The 19166-nt window shown below is 65.3% G+C and carries 16 protein-coding genes; all 16 read right to left on the reverse strand.

The window, feature by feature from the left end; genetic code table 11:
• Nucleotides 1–100: 100 nt before the first annotated feature.
• A complete protein-coding gene (locus tag MXC99_RS07590; protein ID WP_247724876.1) occupies nucleotides 101–601 on the reverse strand; it encodes a hypothetical protein in 501 nt (166 codons plus the stop codon).
• Nucleotides 602–670: 69 nt separating this feature from the next.
• Entirely contained in the window at nucleotides 671–2359 is a 1689-nt protein-coding gene (locus MXC99_RS07595) for an AIPR family protein (RefSeq protein ID WP_247724877.1), read from the reverse strand.
• The gene (locus MXC99_RS07600) at nucleotides 2356–5757 is read right to left on the reverse strand and encodes a BREX-1 system adenine-specific DNA-methyltransferase PglX (RefSeq protein ID WP_247724878.1); all 3402 of its coding nucleotides are present in this window, start codon (nucleotides 5755–5757) and stop codon (nucleotides 2356–2358) included. Before MXC99_RS07600 ends, MXC99_RS07595 begins: the two co-directional genes overlap by 4 nt.
• 33 nt (nucleotides 5758–5790) lie before the next feature.
• A complete protein-coding gene (locus MXC99_RS07605; protein WP_247724879.1) occupies nucleotides 5791–6192 on the reverse strand; it encodes a PIN domain-containing protein in 402 nt (133 codons plus the stop codon).
• Between the two features lie 5 nt (nucleotides 6193–6197).
• Entirely contained in the window at nucleotides 6198–6494 is a 297-nt protein-coding gene (locus MXC99_RS07610; RefSeq protein ID WP_247724880.1) for an antitoxin, read from the reverse strand.
• A gap of 38 nt (nucleotides 6495–6532) precedes the next feature.
• The gene (gene brxC, locus MXC99_RS07615; protein WP_247724881.1) at nucleotides 6533–9994 is read right to left on the reverse strand and encodes a BREX system P-loop protein BrxC; all 3462 of its coding nucleotides are present in this window, start codon (nucleotides 9992–9994) and stop codon (nucleotides 6533–6535) included.
• Nucleotides 9995–10037: 43 nt separating this feature from the next.
• Nucleotides 10038–10604: a BREX protein BrxB domain-containing protein gene (locus MXC99_RS07620; protein WP_247724882.1), complete on the reverse strand. Its 567-nt coding sequence runs from the start codon at nucleotides 10602–10604 to the stop codon at nucleotides 10038–10040.
• Complete coding sequence (locus MXC99_RS07625) at nucleotides 10597–11376, reverse strand: hypothetical protein (RefSeq protein ID WP_247724883.1); 780 nt, start codon at nucleotides 11374–11376, stop codon at nucleotides 10597–10599. The genes MXC99_RS07620 and MXC99_RS07625 overlap by 8 nt, the downstream gene beginning before the upstream one ends.
• 30 nt (nucleotides 11377–11406) lie before the next feature.
• On the reverse strand, nucleotides 11407–12213 hold the full coding sequence (locus MXC99_RS07630; RefSeq protein ID WP_247724884.1) for a TrmH family RNA methyltransferase: 807 nt from the start codon (nucleotides 12211–12213) through the stop codon (nucleotides 11407–11409).
• Nucleotides 12210–12848, reverse strand: coding sequence for a ribonuclease HII (gene rnhB, locus MXC99_RS07635; RefSeq protein ID WP_247724885.1), 639 nt, complete (start codon nucleotides 12846–12848; stop codon nucleotides 12210–12212). Before rnhB ends, MXC99_RS07630 begins: the two co-directional genes overlap by 4 nt.
• A complete protein-coding gene (gene lpxB, locus MXC99_RS07640) occupies nucleotides 12845–13996 on the reverse strand; it encodes a lipid-A-disaccharide synthase (protein ID WP_247724886.1) in 1152 nt (383 codons plus the stop codon). Before lpxB ends, rnhB begins: the two co-directional genes overlap by 4 nt.
• Nucleotides 13997–14009: 13 nt before the next feature.
• The gene (gene lpxA, locus MXC99_RS07645; protein ID WP_247724887.1) at nucleotides 14010–14780 is read right to left on the reverse strand and encodes an acyl-ACP--UDP-N-acetylglucosamine O-acyltransferase; all 771 of its coding nucleotides are present in this window, start codon (nucleotides 14778–14780) and stop codon (nucleotides 14010–14012) included.
• Nucleotides 14777–15211, reverse strand: a complete 435-nt coding sequence (gene fabZ, locus MXC99_RS07650; protein ID WP_247724888.1) for a 3-hydroxyacyl-ACP dehydratase FabZ — start codon at nucleotides 15209–15211, stop codon at nucleotides 14777–14779. The genes lpxA and fabZ overlap by 4 nt, the downstream gene beginning before the upstream one ends.
• Nucleotides 15212–15219: 8 nt before the next feature.
• Nucleotides 15220–16254, reverse strand: coding sequence for a UDP-3-O-(3-hydroxymyristoyl)glucosamine N-acyltransferase (lpxD, locus tag MXC99_RS07655; protein WP_247724889.1), 1035 nt, complete (start codon nucleotides 16252–16254; stop codon nucleotides 15220–15222).
• A 12-nt stretch (nucleotides 16255–16266) separates the two neighbouring features.
• Nucleotides 16267–16767 carry an OmpH family outer membrane protein gene (locus tag MXC99_RS07660; protein ID WP_247724890.1) on the reverse strand — a complete coding sequence of 167 codons (501 nt, stop codon included), beginning with the start codon at nucleotides 16765–16767 and terminating at the stop codon, nucleotides 16267–16269.
• Nucleotides 16768–16802: 35 nt separating this feature from the next.
• Nucleotides 16803–19163, reverse strand: a complete 2361-nt coding sequence (bamA, locus tag MXC99_RS07665) for an outer membrane protein assembly factor BamA (RefSeq protein WP_247724891.1) — start codon at nucleotides 19161–19163, stop codon at nucleotides 16803–16805.
• Nucleotides 19164–19166 lie beyond the last annotated feature (3 nt).

Here is a 19166-nt window from a genome sequence, read left to right on the forward strand (position 1 = left end):
TGGCGCAGCTCACCCCAAGGCTGTGGAAGCAACACTTCGCGGCCAATCCGCTGCGATCCGATCTCTTCGAAATCTCGAAGTAGGCAAGGACGCCGGGCAGTTACCGCTTACCGCCCGACGACAGGGCGCGTAGCAAAGCCTTCTGTGTCGCTTGGTCTTGAGCGACATCCAATCCCAGACCACCATTCTTCGACGTCAGGAAAGCGTTGAGCGTCCAGTCCTTGGCATTGACCTGAGTCCAGAACACACCGCGATACTGCAACTCGGCGAGAGGTTGGAGGTGGCGTGGGCAGGACTCAATGGCACGGAGGTCGGCACGCGAGACGCCCGGCAGGTACACCACCGGCACGCCATCCAGCGCCAAACCATCGAGCTTTCCGGCCAAAGCACATTTCAGCCAGATGGCCGGACCTTGAAGCGCCTCGGGCGCATACTCACCAAGCATCAAAATGGGCCGACCCGAGGCTCGCAAGGCCTTTACGACCGGAACCCACTGGTGCTCTGCGTCCGTCCAGAGTATCGCCTCTGGCTGTGCTTGCACCGATTTATTGAACCTGCCTGCCTCTTTCAGGGCCTGGGCAAGGGCTTTAAGAATATTCATTCAGCCTTCCTGCAGAAACCCATCACCAGTCTGCGAACTCACCAGAAACGGCGTGCGTGTCATCGACAATTATCCCAACAGTGGCATCTCCAGAATCTTCTGGATTAGGTCGCCACGGCGGAAGGTGGCCGACAACTGGAGCGTGGACACCGCCTTACTGCCGTACAAATCGTCAAGCGCGCGCTGGATGTCCTCGGCCGAACGCGCGAAATCATCCTCCCCGTGCGTCTCGATGTACCGCTTGGCCTCATCGAAGACACGATGGGTCAATCCCGACAGCGGCAGCTTTAGCGCCTTCAGAATACGCTGCCCCATTCGCATCGCGATGAAACACGAGGCGTAGCGCACCAACAGTGCGTCATCTGAGCTAGGCCTACGTCGATGGTTTTCGGCAATGCGATAGAGCAACACCGCCACAATGACCTGCGCCCCATTCACGTCGGCCGGAAACACATTGTCGTAGAGCTTCCCGAAGTGCTCCCGAGTCAAGAATTTGGCTTGATGCGGTGCCGTGCGCCATACCGCAAGCAGCGCCTCGGCGGCCGCACCCGCTGTGATATCGGTGGACTTCGGCGCACCATCCGTCCGCTTGCGCCGATAATTGAAACCCAGCGAGGCAATACTGGCTTCGAGCTGACGCTGAATTTCATCATTGGCACGCAAGTCCTTCAGATCGACTGGGTTCTGGCTGTTGGTCGCGTGCGTGATCTGGTGAACGATATCTTCCTTCTCTTTCGGCAGTTCATACACCCGCACCAGCACGCTTGCCTGCGCCGGCAAGAATTCGCCACGCTCTGCCATCTCGTCCAGCGTCTTGTAGATCGTCATGCAGGTCTGCGCGCCATTAACGATCTGCAGGTTCTCCGCCTGCACCTGATAATCCCCTCCCTGCAACCCGTTGTACTTGAAGTGGTCGCAGATGATGGTGAGGCCGTTGTTGAAGAAGTAGAAATTTTCCGGCGCACTAGAGCGCAGGGTGGCACGGATGCCCTCGTTCACCCGGTTACCGTGCAAGCCGAGGTAGCGCCGCACATTGCGCTCCAGCAGGCGTTCGCCGTGCGCCTTCATCAATGCCCCCACTTCGGTCACAGGCATGCGACCCACGCACACCCGGCTAAAGTTCATGTCCTCAACATTGGCCTTCCCGACCAGGCGTAACGTCGCGTCCACCTGCTTGGGCCGCTGCAAAATGCCGACAAGCACATCGTGATTGACGTGCTCCCAAGTCACCTGCTCGCCGAACCCCGCCAGCTCGATCAGGCGTTGAGCCTGATCGTTCCAGCGCAGGCCGTTGTTGCAGGCAATCGCACGCACCCGTGGGATGAAACCGTCGCGCACCATAGCGCGCGCCTGCTCAACCCGCACCCGCAACCTGTCGTTAATGGTGCCCAGTTCAGCTTGAGGATCGAAAATGTGGCGGATGGCATTGATGAGCGCCTTGATGCCGCCCTCATCGAAATTGCCATCGGCCTCGAGCCTCGTTGCGTACTTGGACTGAAAAACGGTGACGACGAACTCGCCGTCCACCTCCTCCGTCACCTGCATCGCATCCACGCCAAAGTCGCCACTGCCATCGGTCACACAATCGAACGCTTCGCGTGCATCCAGGTCGAGCATGGTCTTCACGCACAGATACACAAATGCTAACGACCGCAGCCGGCCTTCATCGGTCAGCTTCAGCTCATCCCTGGCCCATTCACGGATTTCATCCTGCACGCCCTTAAGACGCTGATCGATGATAGATGCATTGAGATTCATTGTTCCTTCTCCTTGCTTGCCGCCGCCCGCTTCTCCACCAGCGTCAGGTGATGGTCATTGATGCGGTCGCCATTGAACACAGCGAACCACGGTGCGCTTTCCACGTCCTTGCCGCGGTCCTTGTCCCACTTGATGTTGAGCTTCGGGCCCTTGTTGTGGCGCAGCACGCCGGCGGTCATCCAGGGGCGGATGTTGAGGCGCACGCCGTCGTTGAGGTCGGGGTTCCAGCCGATGGGCTGCTCGGCGAGCGGTTTCCAGCGCACGAAAATGTCGAAGGGCGCTTCGCCTTCGAGGATGGCTTCGAGCTTTTTCTTCAGCGCCTGCGCGGCGGCCAGCCGCTGCGGGGCGCCGTCGAGGCCGCTGGCCACACCGGCTTCCTGAATGCGAATCCAGTCGCCCAGGTAGGTGTGGATGAGGCGCTCCAGGTTGCGGGCGTCGAGCTTGTGGTAATTGACCAGCGCGCCGAAACCGTCCTTGAGGCCGTCCCACACATGCCAGATGAAGGGGCGGTGGTGGAAGCGCTTGGCGTGCTGCTCGAAGAACTTCTCGCGCAGCCACACTTCCAGGCTCTTGCCGGCGCAATCGGCCTCGGCCAGCAGGCGGTCGAGGGTGGAGGCTTTCCAACTGCCCGGGGTGACGGTTTCCCAGGCGTCGATGAGCAGTGCCAGCAGGCGTTCAAAGGCGGGCTTTTCACCGCGCACGGCGGGCAGGCAGACGATGCCGTCGTCATCGGCGTGAGCAGCGAGCTTGTCGGTGTGCGCAATCCACTGGCGGGCTTCATCGGCGAGTTCCATGTCGGCGTCGGTCTCGGCCGGCCAGCGGTAGCCGAGCAGGCGGGCGACGGCGACTTGCAGCGGGTCGGTGGCGGGCTGCGGGTGTCCGTGGAACAGCCACTGGGTGGGGTCGTCGGAATAGGGTTTGGGCAGGCCGTTGGGGTAGCGTTCGGCGGCGACTTGCTGCCAGTGGGCGAGGTCGAAGGGGACTTTGACCAAGTCTCCACGTACCTTGAGCGTCTGATTCGCCTTGCGAACCTCGACGGCATAGGACGGGTCTGCGCAGTAGCACCAAAGTGCTGGCACAACGGCTTCATCTTCTGCAATCAGAACGACTGCGTTCTCATCAAACAGGCCACCGAGGTATGACGTTGCTGGCAGATCCCGCATCGCACTGATAAGAACGCCCTGGCGCCCCCAGGCGTTCTTGCCTCGAAGCCAAGAACCTACTTGGTCTTCCCCCAGCTTCTCGACCACGAAATCGTAAAGTGCCCCATTACCGTCCTCCCAAAAAACCAGGCTCTCGCATCCGGAGAAATCTGCACGAGCGTCGACTGTGCTTTGCATCTTTGCCCAGCCTGACGGAATTTCACCGAACTCCCAGTGCTTTCGATAGAAACGAATCGAGTCCCCCGTGCAGATACCGAGGTTATGGTAGGCAAATTTGTTCAGCACAGTGACGGACGAGGACTCTCCGAACATCACCCGCGCATCCGGATTCCCCAACTGCCCCTTCTGCCCCACCGACACCACCTCCCCCTCCCGCAGCAGCGCCGCCTTCTCCACCGCCCCCTTCGGCCCGCTGGCATCCACGCCGCGCAAGTCAAACGCCTCGTCCGCCGGCGCATGGGTCTGGGTGAGCAGGACGGCCTGCACGACCTCGCCGCTGATGGTCTCGAAGGCACCCGGCCCCAGCCGCGCCAGCAGATTCCACTGCACCCGCTTCAGCAGACTTTCGCGCTGCTTCTTGTAGCTGGTGAGGAACAGCCAGTTCTGCGGCATCACAATCTGCACCACACCGGCCGCGCCGCGCTGCGACAGTTCCAGGCAACGCTCCAGGAACACGTTGGCGAGGTCGTTCTTGGCGTCCGGGTAATGGGTTTCGCAGAAGGCCTTCAGCGCGTCGGACTGCTTGCCGCGCGCCAGATAGGGCACGTTGGTCGCCACCAGGTGGTAGCGCGCATCCAGCAGCCGCGCCGCATCGAGCAGGCCGCGGGCGGTCAGGGCGTGGTCCCAAGCCTCATCCTGCACCTCGTTGCCCTCGCCCCACAGCGTGGCCGGGCGCTCGGTGGACAGTGCCCGCTCCAGCAGCGCGCGCAAGGTGTCGAAGCTGGGGGTGGCGAGGTCGTTCTTCAGGCTCCGCGCTGGGTCGAGCAGGCTGCCCAGCAGCGGCGCTTGCGAGAAGCTGTCGTGCAGCAGGCGCAGTTCCTGGCGCAGGTAGGCGGGGTTCGGGACGTCCTCAGTTGCGTTCTCTGGAACCAGCGCCATCCAGTCCGGCGCCCGCGCGGCCACCTTCAGCCCGCAGCAAGCGACGTTGGGCGCGGGCATGTGCGCGCGCACGCCCAGCGGCTGGCCGGCCTCGTCCGGGAAGCGCCAGGCGGCGAGCGCCAGCGCGAACACTGCGATTTCCACGCAGCGCGGGTCCAGTTCCAGGCCGTGCAGGTTGTCGCGCAGCACCGCATCCACCGCCTCGCGGGCGGAGAGGTGTTCCGCCGTCATGCGCATCGGCACCAGCATCAGAAAGGCCGCCACCAGAAAATGCCCCGACCCGCAGCAGGGGTCGAGCAGCTTGAAATCGGCGAGGGTGTCGGGCCAGCCCTCGAACTTGCCGGCTGCGGGCGTACCGTCGTCCAGCGTGCGCAGGTAGGTGAGCGGCACCGGGCAGGGCGTGTCCGGGTGGCGGGTGAGCCACCAGGCGCCGAGTGAGTTGTGGAGCAGGAAGTCCACCATGTAGGGCTCGGTGAACAGCTGGGTGACGGCGGGCAACTCGTCTGCGCCAATCTTCACCTCGGAGGCGTTGACCTCGTCCTTGCGCCGCGCCTGCCAGAACTGATACACCCAGCCCAGGCTGTCGCTGGCCTGAAAGACCTCGGGCGGCAGGCCGCTAAGCAGGCGTTCCAGCTCGCGCTGATGCTCGGGCGCGAACACGAGCTCGAACACCGGATGCTGCGGCTTGAACACCTGCGGCAACATGCGCGCGGCGAGCTTGCCCGCCAGTTCCCACTCGCTGCGCGCGCCCATCGCCATCTCGGGGTGGTGGTCGACCATCTCGCGGCAGTCCTGCAACGACACCGCCGCGCCCGGCTCCCACAGCAGCAGGCCGTTTTCGGCGAGGAAGCGGGCAAACAGCATGCGGTGCCAGTGCTCGTAGGCCACCTCCCACACCAGCCGGCGCAGCTCCTGGGTGTCGTCACCGTGCTTGGCATCGCCCAGGCTGCGGCCGTGGGCGCGCAGGCGGCGGCGCAGGGCGCGCTGTTCGTCGTTCAGGTAGTCCGGCGCCCTGCCCTCGCCCACCGCGAGCTGCTGCAAGGCGGCACGGGCGGCGGTCTCGGCGATGTCGCGGGCGGACTTGACGGTGTTTTCGAGTTGGGTGCGCAGGGGCTTGGCGAGGCTGGCTTGGGTCATGCAGAACCTTGATGTCGTATGCGATGGGCGCAGTCAGGCCGCGACCCAGTTTTCCAGCCGCAGGCCGGGGTAGTCGCGGAAGTCGTCTTCATTGTTGGTGACCAGCACCGCGCCGGCGGCGATGGCGTGGGCGGCGATGAGGCGGTCGAGCGCATCGCGGCGGCGGTCGCGGATGGCTGCACGCAAGATGCCGAACTGCTCGGCAGCCGCTTCGGTGAAGGGCAGCACCGGGATGCGTTGCACCAGCAGCGCGAGCACCTTTTCGTCATGGTCGCGGTTACGCTGCTGCATCTCCAGGCCGGCACGCAGCTCGGCGTAGGTGACGACCGACATCAGCGCTTCGCCCTGCTTCAAGGCAGCCAGGCGCTGCAACACCTGCGGCGGGTGACGCTGGATGAGGTGGATGCAGATGTTGGTGTCGAGCATGTAAGGCATCGCGCTCAGGCTCCGTCGGTCGATTTTGGCGACTCATCCGCATCCGCGGGGCCACTGCCGAACACGCCGCCCCAGTCGCGCTCTTTTTGTTCGTGAAACTCGCGCCCGCCCGCCATGAAATCGGGGCTGAAGGAGGCAAGAATCGCCGGCACGTCCGCCAGGGTTTCGCGTTCCACGGGGCGCAGCACCAGGGTGTTGCCAACGCGCTCGATTTCGACCTCGTCAGCAGGCCCCAGAAAGGCGAGCTCCTTGGGGATGCGCACCGCGAGCGAATTGCCGCTCTTGAACATACGCGTCAGCATGGCGACCTCTGTGTAATGTATATACTGGATATACAAGTTTAGAAGGTCAGCGGGCCTTTGGCTACCTGGGCCAGCAAGAGCTGCTCCACTTCAGCAAGCCAGCTCCTGACCTCATCGACATCGTTGAGCGTGCGCTGCGGCAGCTTGACTTGAACCACGTTGGGCTTGAGGAGCTTGGCGGCGTCCATGCGCACGGCAGCGAAGCGGGTCGTGAGCGCCTGCGTGCGCTCGATCCAGCGCTGCAGGTCGCAGTCGTCCAGTGCATCGGCGAGCCTCTCGGCGGTAGAGATGTCGAGCGTGGCAGGCGGGTCGATGTGGTGAGCGCGAATCAGCGCGGCGTGTTTTTCGCCGTCGAGCTTTTGCCAGTTGCTGTCGGCCTCGAGCTGCGCCATCTGCGCCTCATGCTCGGCGCGGTAGGCGTCAAGCTTGGCGGTAAGGGCCTTGCGCAAGGTATCGGTGGCGCGCTCCAGCACCGGGCGAACGGGGTCGGGCTCGGCCAGCAAGCTGCGCTGCGCGGAGATGGCCGCGACCTCGGCCTTCAGGTCTGCGTAAGGACCGAGTGAAGTGGCATAGTCCAGCAGTGCGTCGAGCTGATTCCAGAGCGGCAGACGCTTTTGAATGAGCTGCGCGGTCTGCTCCCACTGCTTGGCCAGCGCGGTGAGTTCATCGGCCTTGGAAACGAGCTCCAACAAGAGATCATTGCCGCTCGCCTGCTCCAGAGCGGTGACGGCTGCGGCACTGGGCGGTTCCGGCTGGGGCGCGGGGCCGCCAGCTGCAGCGGCCAGCGTCTTGAGCTTGGTAATGAATGCGGGCGCCTTGGCCAGCTCCTCACCCGGCTGGCAGCCGATGCCCAGATTCTGGAACAGCCCGCGAATCTTGATTTTCTGGATGGGGGTGATGTTGACGGATTCCGGCTCGAAGAAGGTCTGGGTGAGCTTGCTGCGTTCCAGCGATTTGGCGTCGACCGCCTTGTGCGCGGTGTCGCGCGCCTTGAGTTCGCCGGTGGCGAGCAGGATGTAGAGCGCGCCGTCGATGGTGTCGCGCGGCCAACCGTAAGGGGGCGATTCGAAATTCTCGCGGATGTCGGCGCCTTTCTTACCTGCTCCCAGGAAGCCGACAATCTTCTGGCACACCGGGTGGGACTTGGGCTCCTGCAGATGGTTGATAGCGCGCATGGCTTCGGCGTTGCCCTTGCGGGCTTCGTCCAGCACCTTGTCCCAGCCCTTCTGGTCGGCGACGTCGAACTCGCGATAGAGCCGGATGACCGAGGACTTCACCGCAGCGTTGAGACGCTCGGCCAGGTCGTTGCCTTGGGTAAGCTCCTGACCGCCCGCCTGAAACACGCGAACGCCCGCAAACAAGGTGTTGAGCAGGGTCTCGATTTCCTTCTCGGCGTTGCGCTGACGGCTTTCCATCGAGCGCTGCGCGTTGCGGCCTTCCTCGGTGTTGGGCGTGCCCTTGCGACTGAGCGTGGCCTTGGCGGCTTCCAGGGTGACGATGGCGTTGGCGAGGTCCGTCTTGCTCTGCGCCGGCAGGTAGGCAAAGAGCGTGGGGTTCTCTGCGCTTTTCATGCGCGCTTCGGCGATGACCGACTTCTCGTCCGTCTGCCAGCCATCCTGAATCCAGAGGTAAAGGGCCTTGTCGTGGTCTTTCGGCAGCGCCTCGTCGAAGCAGGCCGAGAGCGTGCGCACCTCGGGCGCCGAGCCCTGGACCGCGCGCACTTTGCTCAATACGGCACGGAAGCGCGTCTTGAAGAACTCCGCACGCTTGACCTCAACGTTCTGTGGCGAAGCCTTGAGCTGGGACTCCTGGGCGCGGAACTCGTCATACCAGGCGCTCGATTCGCGCGTCTGCAGATGGTACTCAGCGCCATTGGGGCCATCGAGCGCCATCACCAGGTGGTCTTTCTCCTGCAGCTCATCGAGCAGCGCAGGAATGGTTCGGCGAAGCTCGGTCGAGCCACCCTTCAGGTCGGTGACCAGCAAATCGGCCAGCACGTCCTCCGTCGGCTTGAGGCCGATGGCAAGCGCCTTCTCCGCGGGGAGCTTGTTGATGAGATAGATGAGCTTGAGCAGTCGCGCCTTGCGCTGAGACGACGCGTCGCCGGCAGCGAACTTCTGCACGCCCTCGAAGATTTCCCGCGACAGCTGGGCGGTGGAGACCAGGTTGGCGGCAATCTGGTCGTAGAGGAAATCGCCCGAGACCACGTGGCCCAGCGGCCGCTCGGCGGTTTCCAGCGCGGCTTCATGGACCACGCGCAGCTGACTGCGCAGTTGGGCGACCGTGCCGGTGGCGTCGATGGTGCGCAGGATGTTTTCCCAGAAGCGGCGGCGCACCGGCAGGATGGGGTAGTCGGCAGTGATAACCGCTTCGTCGTCGGTGACGTGTTCGAGCTTGGTGCCGCGCAGGTGGCGGGAGATTTCGCCCAGGTTGTCGCGCCAGACACGGTCGATTTCGGGCTGGGCGGTCGGCTTCTTGGCGAGGATGATTTTGCGGGTGACGTTCTCGACGTCCCAGTCGCCCAGCGTGACCTGCACCGGGAAGCGACCCATCAGGCGCTGCAGGTTGGGCATGCCGGAGAGCGCCGACTGGCCCGTACCGACGAACAGCAGCTGGCCATTGAAGTGCTTGGAGAGCGACTCGGTCACCTCCTGCACCTTGTAGGCCTTCTCGGCGTCGGAGCCGATGTACTGTTGTACCTCGTCAAGCACGACCAGCGTCAGCGGGAACTTGCCGCCTTCCGACAGCGCGCCCTGGATGGCAGCGACCATCTCGTCGTTGGTCACGTCGGTGACCTGCGGGAACTGGGCCTTGATGAGCTGCCGCAGCGCCGATTCGCTCTCGGCCATCTTCGGGCTGGCCTGCAGCAGTGCCTTGGACAGGTGGCCGGATACATACAGGTGTGGGAGCTCATGCGTAAAGCTGCGGCCCGCCGCCTCCAGGTTGGACTGCACCGCATCGAGCAGCCCCTCGTGCTTGAGCCACATCACGAAGCGGGCCTGTGCGAACTGCTCTGGCAGTCCCTTCGACTTGAAGATGATGCCCAGCAGCGCCAGGCGCACGTTGTCCCCTGCCCCGGCACCGAGCTTGCCGGCTGCCGCATGCAGCCCGCCGTTGCGCTTGCCTTCGGTGCTCAGCTCCTTGAGCTGGTCTGCGACCGCGTCGGGAAGGTGCGCCAGGCCGCGAGCCGAGGCACCGCCAGGTAGCTGCAGGTCGGTCCACAGCGCACGCAGCATCTTGGCCAGGTGAGACTTACCCGAGCCGTAGAAGCCGGAAATCCACACCCCAGGCTGTTCGGACTTGGTTCCGAGGTTGCGCAGGAAGGTCGAGAGGATGGTTTCCATGCCCTTCGCGTACTGGCCATCGCACACGAAGGTTTCGAGCTCGTAACGCAGCACCTCGAGGGCGGCGGCGGAGTGGTCTTCGGAGACTTCGGCGACACCATTGTTGGCCAGCCGGTTCTGCTCGGGGGATTTGACGTAGATGTCGCGGTTCAGCACAGCGTGTTCCCTTGTTCTTGTTGTGACTGCAGCTCCGTGTTGCTCAGGCTTCCTTGGCCAGCAGCGGCACGGCGAGGTAGTTCCAGCCGTCGCGCGCGTCGAGCAGCCGGTAGGCGTGGTTCTCCGGGTGGTACTCGCCGGGGAAGAAGACCACCAGGCGACCGCCCACCGCGTCCTTGATCCCTTCCACGACCGAGGAGACGCGCGCCAGTCCGAAGAGGCTGCCCACGCCCATCAGGGCCACCACCGTGCTCGGCGTCGCCTCGGCGGCAAGGGTCGTTTTGATGCGCTCGACCAGGTCGTGGACGAACTCGACGATTTCGCCGGCCTGATAACCGGTGAGGTCCTCCGGGCAGTCGAAATAGGCGTCGCGATATTCCTGCGCCGCCATCCACTCGGGGAAGGCGTTGGTGACATCGAGGAGCAGCCATTCATGGCCGGCCTCGATCGTGACCAGGCGGAACTCGTCGATATGCGCCCGCAGCCGCAGCTCGTCGGTCTTGTCGTAGACCGCGAAGATGACGCGCTGGATGGCCGCCAGGCCACCCGCCCACGGCACCGAGATGTGCGCCCGATAAGCGCCGACCAGTTTGCCAAGCTTGCTACTCATGCAGCCACTGCTCCTCTTCGGCAGTCAGGAACCCCGGGAAGCGGACTTCCTTGACCCCGCCCGCGTTCAGGAAAACGATTTGCCCACGATGCGAGGCCGAGTTCGCCAGGGCCTCGAGCTCACTCGGCGAGCAGCACAACAGCGTCATCCAGTGCGAGGAGAACAGCCGCTGCCCCGAGAGCCCTTCAAGATGACTCAAGAATAAAGCATAGGTGATGTTGGTTGGCGTGACTTTTGGCGCTGTGCGAACCTTTCGCACCTTACCTGCCATGAAGCCGGCCTGCGTCCAGCTCCCGTTGATGTTCTGCGCGAGGGACTTGAGCGAGGCGGCACTGAAACGGTCGGGCTCGTCTGACGCGATGAGCGCCTCCAGCTCCTCGCGGCGCACGCTTTCGCCTTCGGCCTTGGCGAGCACGAAGGCTTCCGACAACCGGAGCAACGGATCGCGCACGAGGGCAAGCATGAGGGCGAGCACGGGCCGGGCTGTTTCGTCCAGAGTCCAGAGCTTTCGAAAAACCCGGAACACAGGAATGGCAGGGTCTAATCCATAGAGTTCGACGAGATGACCGAAGGTAAGCTGGCGTGATTTTTGTGTCGGTTTGCCGAGGATATTGAGATTGACCACTTCATCCCGGTAGCCGTTATGGACGGTGTTCGGTGAGGTGTGCTCGAAAAGGAGCATGAGCTCGTCGAGCATCATCGTGCGGGCCGCATGCGTGCCGCCGCGACCAAGCCGGTAGCCGAACTTGATGAGGAATTCGTTTGAAATCACAGGTCCTTGGCAGACATGCAGCGACTGGTATCAGCCGGGAGCGCGGTCATGCAGCAGCGCGCGCTGGCGGCGCTGTTCGAACAGGCATACGGCGACCGCGGCGCCGACGTTGAGCGATTCGATGCCGCCCGCCATCGGGATCAGCACGCGCTGGTCGGCGGCGGCGAGCAGCGCGGGCGACAGCCCCTGGCCTTCGGCGCCGAACAGCCAGGCGACGGGGCCGGCGAGATCGAGCGCATACAGCGGCCGGGCGCCCTCGCCCAGCGCTGTCGCCAAGCGGCGGCCGGGATAAGCGGCGAGTCGGGATACGGCGTCGGCATGTTCTTCGATCCGCAGCACGAACTGTGCCCCCATCCCCGCGCGCAAGGCCCGCGGCGACCAGGCCTGGGTGCAGCCCGCGGTAAGCAGCGCATGGCCGATGCCGGCCGCCGCCGCGGTGCGCAGGATGGTGCCGAGGTTGCCGGGGTCCTGCACCCCGTCGAGCACGATGAGATCCCCGTCCAGCGCCCGTGGCGGCGCAGTGGGCGGCAGGTCGATCACGGCGAGCAGCCCGGAAGGGGCGTCGACCGGGCTGACGTGGGCGAACAGCGTGTCGGTGAGCAGGATGCGCTCGGTCGCGGACGGCGCGCGTTCGAGCAGGGCGCAATGTTCGGCGCGCAACAATCCGGACTCGGACACGATCAGGGCCTTCAGCGGCCACTGCGCGGCGAGCGCGGCATCGACGAGGTGGGCGCCGTCGAGCACGGTCTCGCCGGACTTGCGCCGCTCGCGCGCCGAGTGGGCGAGCGCGTGCAGGCGCTTGACCGTAGGGTTGTCGCGGGCGCGGATCGCCTTCACGGTGCCGGCGGGCGTCCCAGCAGCTTGCGCACCGGGGCGAAGCTGCGGCGGTAGAAGTCGGCGACGCCGTGCGCCTGCAGCGCGGCGAGGTGCGCCGCGGTGGGATAGCCCTTGTGCGCGGCGAGGCCGTATTGCGGCCACTGCGCGTCGAGCGTGCGCATCGCCGCATCGCGCGCGGTCTTGGCCAGGATGGAGGCGGCCGAGATCGCCGCTTCGGTGGCATCGCCCTTGACGATCGCGCGCGCCGGGTACGGCAGCGCCGGGCAGCGGTTGCCGTCGATCCGCACTTCGCCGGGGGCGCCGCAGCGCCCCAGGTCGAGCGCCATCACCGCGCGCTGCATCGCCAGCAAAGTGGCGTGGAGGATGTTCAGGCGGTCGATCTCCTCGACGCTGGCTTCGGCCACCGCCCACGCCAGGGCGTGGGTGCGGATCAGCGGCGCGAGGCGGTCGCGGGCCGCTTCGCTAAGCTTTTTCGAATCGGCGAGGCCGGCGATCGGGCGCGCCGGATCGAGGATCACCGCGGCGGCGACCACCGGCCCGCACAGCGGCCCGCGGCCGGCTTCGTCGACGCCGCAGACGAGCACGGGCGCCTGGCCGGCGGCCGGCAGGTCCGGAGCGAACAGGTCCGGGGTCATGCGCCGGCGCCTTTCAGATAAGGCAGGATCGCCGCCGCCGCCTTGGCCGCGGTGTCCTGGCGCAGGCTCAGGTGGAGTTCGGCGAAGCGCGCTTCGAGCGCGGCGCGGCGGCGATCGTCGGCGAGCCAGGCTTCAAGCGCGGTGGCGAGTTTTTCCGGCTCGGCGTCGTCCTGCAGCAGCTCGGGAACGATGCCTTCGTTGCACAGGATGTTCGGCAGCCCCACCCAGGGCAGGTAGGCCAGGCGCTTCATCAGCCGGTACTGCCACTTGCCGATGCGGTAGGTGATGACCATCGGCCGCTTGAGCAGCGCGGCCTCCAGGCTGGCGGTGCCGCTCGCCACCAGGACCACGTCGGCGGCGGTCATCGCTTCCACCGCCTGTCCGGGCAGGATGCGGATCGGCAGGTCGGCGGCCTGGGTGCGGCGCATGGCGTCGTCGAACAGCTGGCGCGTTTCCGGCGTCGCCAGCGGAACGAGAAAGCGCACCGCGGGGTTACGTGCGAGCAGGCGGCGCGCGGTGCCGATATAGGTGTCGGCGAGGTTGCGCACTTCCGACTGGCGGCTGCCGGGGAGCAGCGCGACGACCGGCCCCGCGCCGTCCACCCCGAGCGCGGCGCGCGCGGCGGCACGGTCGGGGTGCAGCGGGAAGACATCGGCGAGCGGATGGCCGACGTAGCTCACCGCCACGCCGGCGCGCTCGTAGAGGACGGGCTCGAACGGGAACAGGCACAGCATGTGCGACACCGCGCGCGCGATGCGCTTGATCCGCCCGCCGCGCCAGGCCCAGATCGACGGGCTGACGAAGTGGATCGCCGGGATCCCGGCGTCCTTGGCCCGGCCCTCGAGCCAGAGGTTGAAGTCGGGGGCGTCGACGCCGATGAAGGCGGCCGGGCGCTCGGCACGGATCTGCGCCAGCAGCGTGCGGCGGATTGCGGACAGTTCACGGTAGCGCTTGAGCGCATCGACGTAACCATGGACGGCGAGGCGCTCGCACGGCCAGCGCGCATCGAAGCCTTCGGCGATCATCTTCGGGCCGCCGATGCCGAAGAACTCGGCCTCGGGCAGGTGGCGGCGCAGGGCGCGGATGAGGTGGCTGGCAAGCAGGTCGCCGGAAGCTTCGCCGGCGACCATGGCGATGCGGACGGTCATCGCGTCGGGGCGCTCAGCGCACCAGGCCGCGCCCGGATTCGGCGATGAATTCGGCGAACGGCGCGGCTTCGGCGTGCCCGGCGACGATTTCGGCGACGCGCGCGCGGGCTTCGTCGAGCGACAGGCCGGAACGGTACAGCGCACGGTAAGCGCGCTTGATCGCGGCGATGCCGTCGACGCTGTAGCCGCGCCGCTTGAGGCCTTCGCTGTTGATGCCGTGGGGCTTGGCCGGATTGCCGGCGACGGTGACGAAAGGCGGCAGGTCCTGCAGCAGCACGGTGCCGACGCCGCAGAAACTGTGCGCGCCGACGCGGCAGAACTGGTGCACACCGGTGAAGCCGCCGAGGATCGCCCAGTCGCCGACATGGACGTGGCCGGCGAGGGTGGCGTTGTTGGCGAAGATGGTATGGTCACCGACTTGGCAGTCGTGGGCGATGTGCACGTAGGCCATGATCCAGTTGTCGCTGCCGACGCGGGTGACGTGGGCGTCCTGGCTGGTGCCGACATTGAACGAGCAGAACTCGCGGATCGTGTTGCGGTCGCCGATCTCGAGCCGGGTGGGCTCGGCGTCGTACTTCTTGTCCTGCGGGCTGGCGCCGATCGAGCAGAACTGGAAGATCTCGTTGTCGCGGCCGATGCGGGTATGGCCTTCGATGACCACGTGCGGACCGATACGGGTGCCGTCGCCGATCTCGGCGTGCTCGCCGACGATCGAGTAGGCGCCGACGCTGACGCCGGCCCCGAGCTTCGCGCCGGGATGGATGAGAGCGGTGGGGTGGATCATAGGGTCTTCAGCGCGCACATCAACTCGGCCTCGGTCGCGACGTCGCCGTCGACGCGGGCCACGCCCCTGTACTTGTAGATGTTGCGCTTGCTCTGGGTGATCTCGACGTCGAAGATCAGCTGGTCGCCGGGCACCACCGGACGCTTGAAGCGCACGCTGTCGATGCCGGCGAAGTACACCACGGAGTTTTCGTCGGGCTTGACGCCCATGCTCTTGAACGACAGCACCGCAGCGGCCTGGGCCATCGCCTCCACGATCAGCACCCCCGGCATTACCGGATGGTGGGGAAAGTGCCCCGGAAAAAAGGGCTCGTTGATGGTCACGTTCTTCAGCGCCTTGATGCGCTTGCCTTCTTCGATCTCGAGTACCCGGTCGATCAGCAGGAAGGGATAGCGGTGCGGCAGGTACTCGATGATTTCGTTGATGTTCATGGTGTGGTTCAGTCTGGATTGCGGCCGTTCCGACCGTCGTGCGGGTGTTCGAGGGCGCGTACACGCGTCGCAAGCGCATCGAGGCGGCGCAGGTGAGCGAAATTGCGTACCCATTCGGTGTGGCTCTGGACAGGCAGGCTGGCCGTATAGACACCCGGTCGGGTGATCGATTTGCTCACCAGAGTGCCGGCGGAAATGACGACATCATCGCAGATGGAAAGGTGGCCGATGATCCCGGCCTGGCCGCCGATCATGCAGCGCGCCCCGATCTGAGTGCTGCCGGCGATGCCGACACAGCCGGCGATCGCAGTGTATTGGCCGATGCGCACGTTGTGGGCGATCTGGATCTGGTTGTCGAGCTTGCAGCCGTCGCCGATCACGGTGTCGTCGAGCGCGCCGCGGTCGATGGTGGTGTTGGCGCCGATTTCGACCTCATTGCCGATGACGACCCGGCCGACCTGCGGAATCTTGACCCAGCGCCCGGACTTTTCACGGGCGAAGCCGAAGCCGTCGGCGCCGATCACCGCGCCGGCATGGACGATGCAGTTCTCGCCGATGACGCAGTCGTGGTAGATCGTCACGCGCGGCGCCAGCCGGGTGCCCTGCCCGATGCGGGCGCCGCGGCCGACGTGGCAGCCGGCGCCGACCACGACACCGTCACCGAGTTCGACGCCCGCCTCGATCGAGGCGCCGGGGCCGATCTCGACCGTCGGCGGCACGGCGCAGGCGACGACTGCGTGCGGATGCACGCCGGGCTGCGGCACCGGCAGGGGAGAGAACAGCTGGGCAACGCGCGCGAAATACAGATAAGGATCGGGGGTGACGATACGCGGCCGGTCGACGAGCAGATCGGCCGCGTCCGGCGCGACGATTACCGCGCTCGCCGCGCTGCGCTGCAGCTGCGGCAGGTACTTGCGGTTGGCGAGGAAGGCCAGGTCGCCCTCCCCGGCCTGCTCCAGCGTGGCGACGCGGCGTATCTCGACACCGGCATCGCCGACCAGCGCGCCGCCGAGCCGCGCCACCAGTTCGTCGAGACGGAACATGCGGGCGTGGCTTTACTTGGCCTCGGACAGGGCCTTGATGACCTTGTCGGTGACGTCGATCTTCGGGCTGGCGTAAACCGCTTCCTGGAAGATGATGTCGTAGCTTTCGCTCTCGGCGATCTGCTTGACCGTGCGGTTGGCCTTGTCCAGCACCGAGGCGAGTTCCTCGTTGCGGCGCTGGTTGAGGTCCTCGCGGAATTCGCGCTGCTTGCGCTGGAAGTCGCGGTTGAGCTCGCCCAATGCGCGCTCTTTGGTGCGCCGGTCGCTGTCGGCCATGGTCGTGCCGTTGCGCTCGAGTTCTTCCTGCATGGACTGGAGGTCCTTCGCCAGGCGCTGCAGTTCCTGGTCGCGCTTTTCGAATTCCTTCTCCAGTCGCTGCTGGGCGCGCACGGCGGGTGCGGCCTCGCGCATCACGCGATCGGAATTGACAAAGCCGATCTTCGTCTCGGCGATGGCGACCTGGGAAATGCCGACCAGCGCGGCGGCCACCAGGGAGAGGGTGCGGACGTTCACTTATGCCTCCGGATGAAGCTTGATGTTGTGGTCAATCAAAACACGCTGCCAAGCTGGAACTGGAAGCGCTGGATTTCGTCGTCCGCTTCCTTTTTCAGCGGATGGCCGAAGCTGAACTTGAGCGGCCCGATCGGCGAACTCCACGAAAAGGCCAGGCCGGTACTGTAGCGCAGGTTGCTGAAATCGAGATCCTGGTCGACGAAACCCGTGCTGCCCTTGACCAGGGGGTCCTGCTGCTCGCCCCAGACGTAACCCGCGTCGAAGAAGGCCGAGACGCGGAAGGTACGGTCCGAGCCCGCCCCCGGCATCGGGAAGTAGAATTCGGCATTGCCGACGAGCTTGCGCGTACCGCCGGTCGAAGTGATGTCGCCGTCGTTGTCGATGTAGGTCGGGCCGACCGAGCCCTGCTCGTAGCCGCGGACCGAACCGATGCCGCCGACGAAGTAGTTCTTGTAGAACGGTACCTCCTTGCCGCCGAAACCTTCCGCCCAGCCTAGATCGGCGTTGAGCATCAGCGCGTAGTCGCGTCCGATCGGGAACCAGTGCTGGTACTGGTAGCCGAGCTTGGCGTAGCGCAGATCGCCGGCGGGGACGGTCACTTCGCCATAAACGCGCTGATAGACCCCTTTGCGGGTGTAGATCACGCTGTCGCGGCTGTCGCGCGACCAGCCCATCGTCAGCAGCAGGCTGCTGACCGTGGTTTCGCCGACGCCATCGGCGCCGCTGCAGCCGTTATCCCTGCAGAATTCCTGGTAGAGGAAAGGGCTTTCCGCATAGGTCGTGATCTGGGTGCGGTCCGCGGTCAGGCCGAAATTGATCTGGTCGTCTTCGGCGATCGGCCAGCCCAGGCGCAGACCGGCGCCGGTCGATACCGTCTTGTAGGGCGACACGGAATCGAGTTCGGTCGGGTCGTAGGTGCGGTGGTACAGGTCCCAACCGAGACTGACGCCGTCGACGGTGTAGTACGGATTGGTGAAGGACAAGGACAGAGTGCGGCTGGATTTGCTCGTATTCAGGCCGAGATTGAGCGCGTTGCCGCTGCCGAACAGGTTCTGCTGCGCGATCGATGCCGACAGCACGATGCTCTCCGAGCTCGAGAAGCCGGCGCCCAGCATCAGGTTGCCGGTGGGTCGTTCCTTGACGTTGAAGTTCACGTCGACCTGGTCGGTCGTGCCCGGCACCACCGGAGTCTCGACATTGACCTCCTCGAAGAAACCGAGGCGGTCGATGCGGGTGCGCGAGCGGTTGATCGCCTCGGCGTCGTACCAGCCGCCTTCCATCTGCCGCATCTCGCGGCGGACCACCTCGTCGCGGGTCTTGGTGTTGCCGCCGACGTTGATGCGGCGCACATAGACGCGGCGGCCCGGGTCGACGAATACGGTGAACGCGACTTCGCGTTTTTCCTTGTCGACTTCGGGGGCGGCGTTGACGTTGGCGAAGGCGTAGCCCTCGTTACCGAGCCGGTCGGTGATCGCCTTCGTCGTTTCGGTGAGTTTTTCGCGCGAGAACGTGTCGCCGGGACGGATCTGGGCAAGCGCCTGGTACTCGGACTCGGGCAGCACCAGATCACCGGTGAAACGCACGCTGCCGACGGTGTACTTCTCGCCTTCGGTGATGTTCAGGGTGATGTAGATGTCCTGCTTGTCGGGGGTGATCGAAACCTGGGTGGAGTCGATGTTGAAGTCGAGGTAGCCCTGATTCAGGTAGAAGGAACGCAGGGTCTCGAGGTCGGCCGACAGCTTCTGGCGCGAGTACTGGTCGTTTTTCGTGTACCAGGTCAGCCAGCCCGGCGTGGTCAGCTGCATCCGGTCGAGCAGGTCCTTGTCCTTGAAGGCCTTCGCGCCGATGATGTTGATCTGGCGGATCTTGGCGACGCCGCCCTCGTCCACCGCGAAGTCGATCGCGACCCGGTTGCGCTCGAGCGGCGTCACCGTGGTGGTGACGGTAGCGGCGTATTTTCCGCGCGACAGGTACTGCCGCTTGAGCTCCTGCTCGGCCCGCTCGAGCAGGGCGCGGTCGAAGATGCGCGACTCGGCCAGGCCGACTTCGCGCAGCCCCTTCTTGAGGGCGTCCTTGTCGAACTCCTTGACCCCGGCGAAATCGATCTGCGCGATCGCCGGGCGCTCATCGACGACGACGACGATCGTGTCGCCTTCGGTCTCGATGCGCACGTCGTTGAAGAAGCCGGTTGCGAACAGGGCCTTGATGGCCTGGGCAGCCTGGGATTCGTCGAAGGTTTCCCCCACCCGCACCGGCAGGTAGTTGAACACCGTGCCCGCCTCGGTGCGCTGGATGCCTTCCACCCGGATGTCCTTGACTACGAAGGGGTCGAACGCGAAGGCCGGCGCTGCGGCGAAAAGGGCCACCATGAGCCCGGGCAGGAGCTTACGATTCATGCG

The sequence above is a fragment of the Thauera aromatica genome (genome assembly GCF_023093595.1).
Classification (GTDB): Bacteria; Pseudomonadota; Gammaproteobacteria; order Burkholderiales; family Rhodocyclaceae; genus Thauera; species Thauera aromatica_A.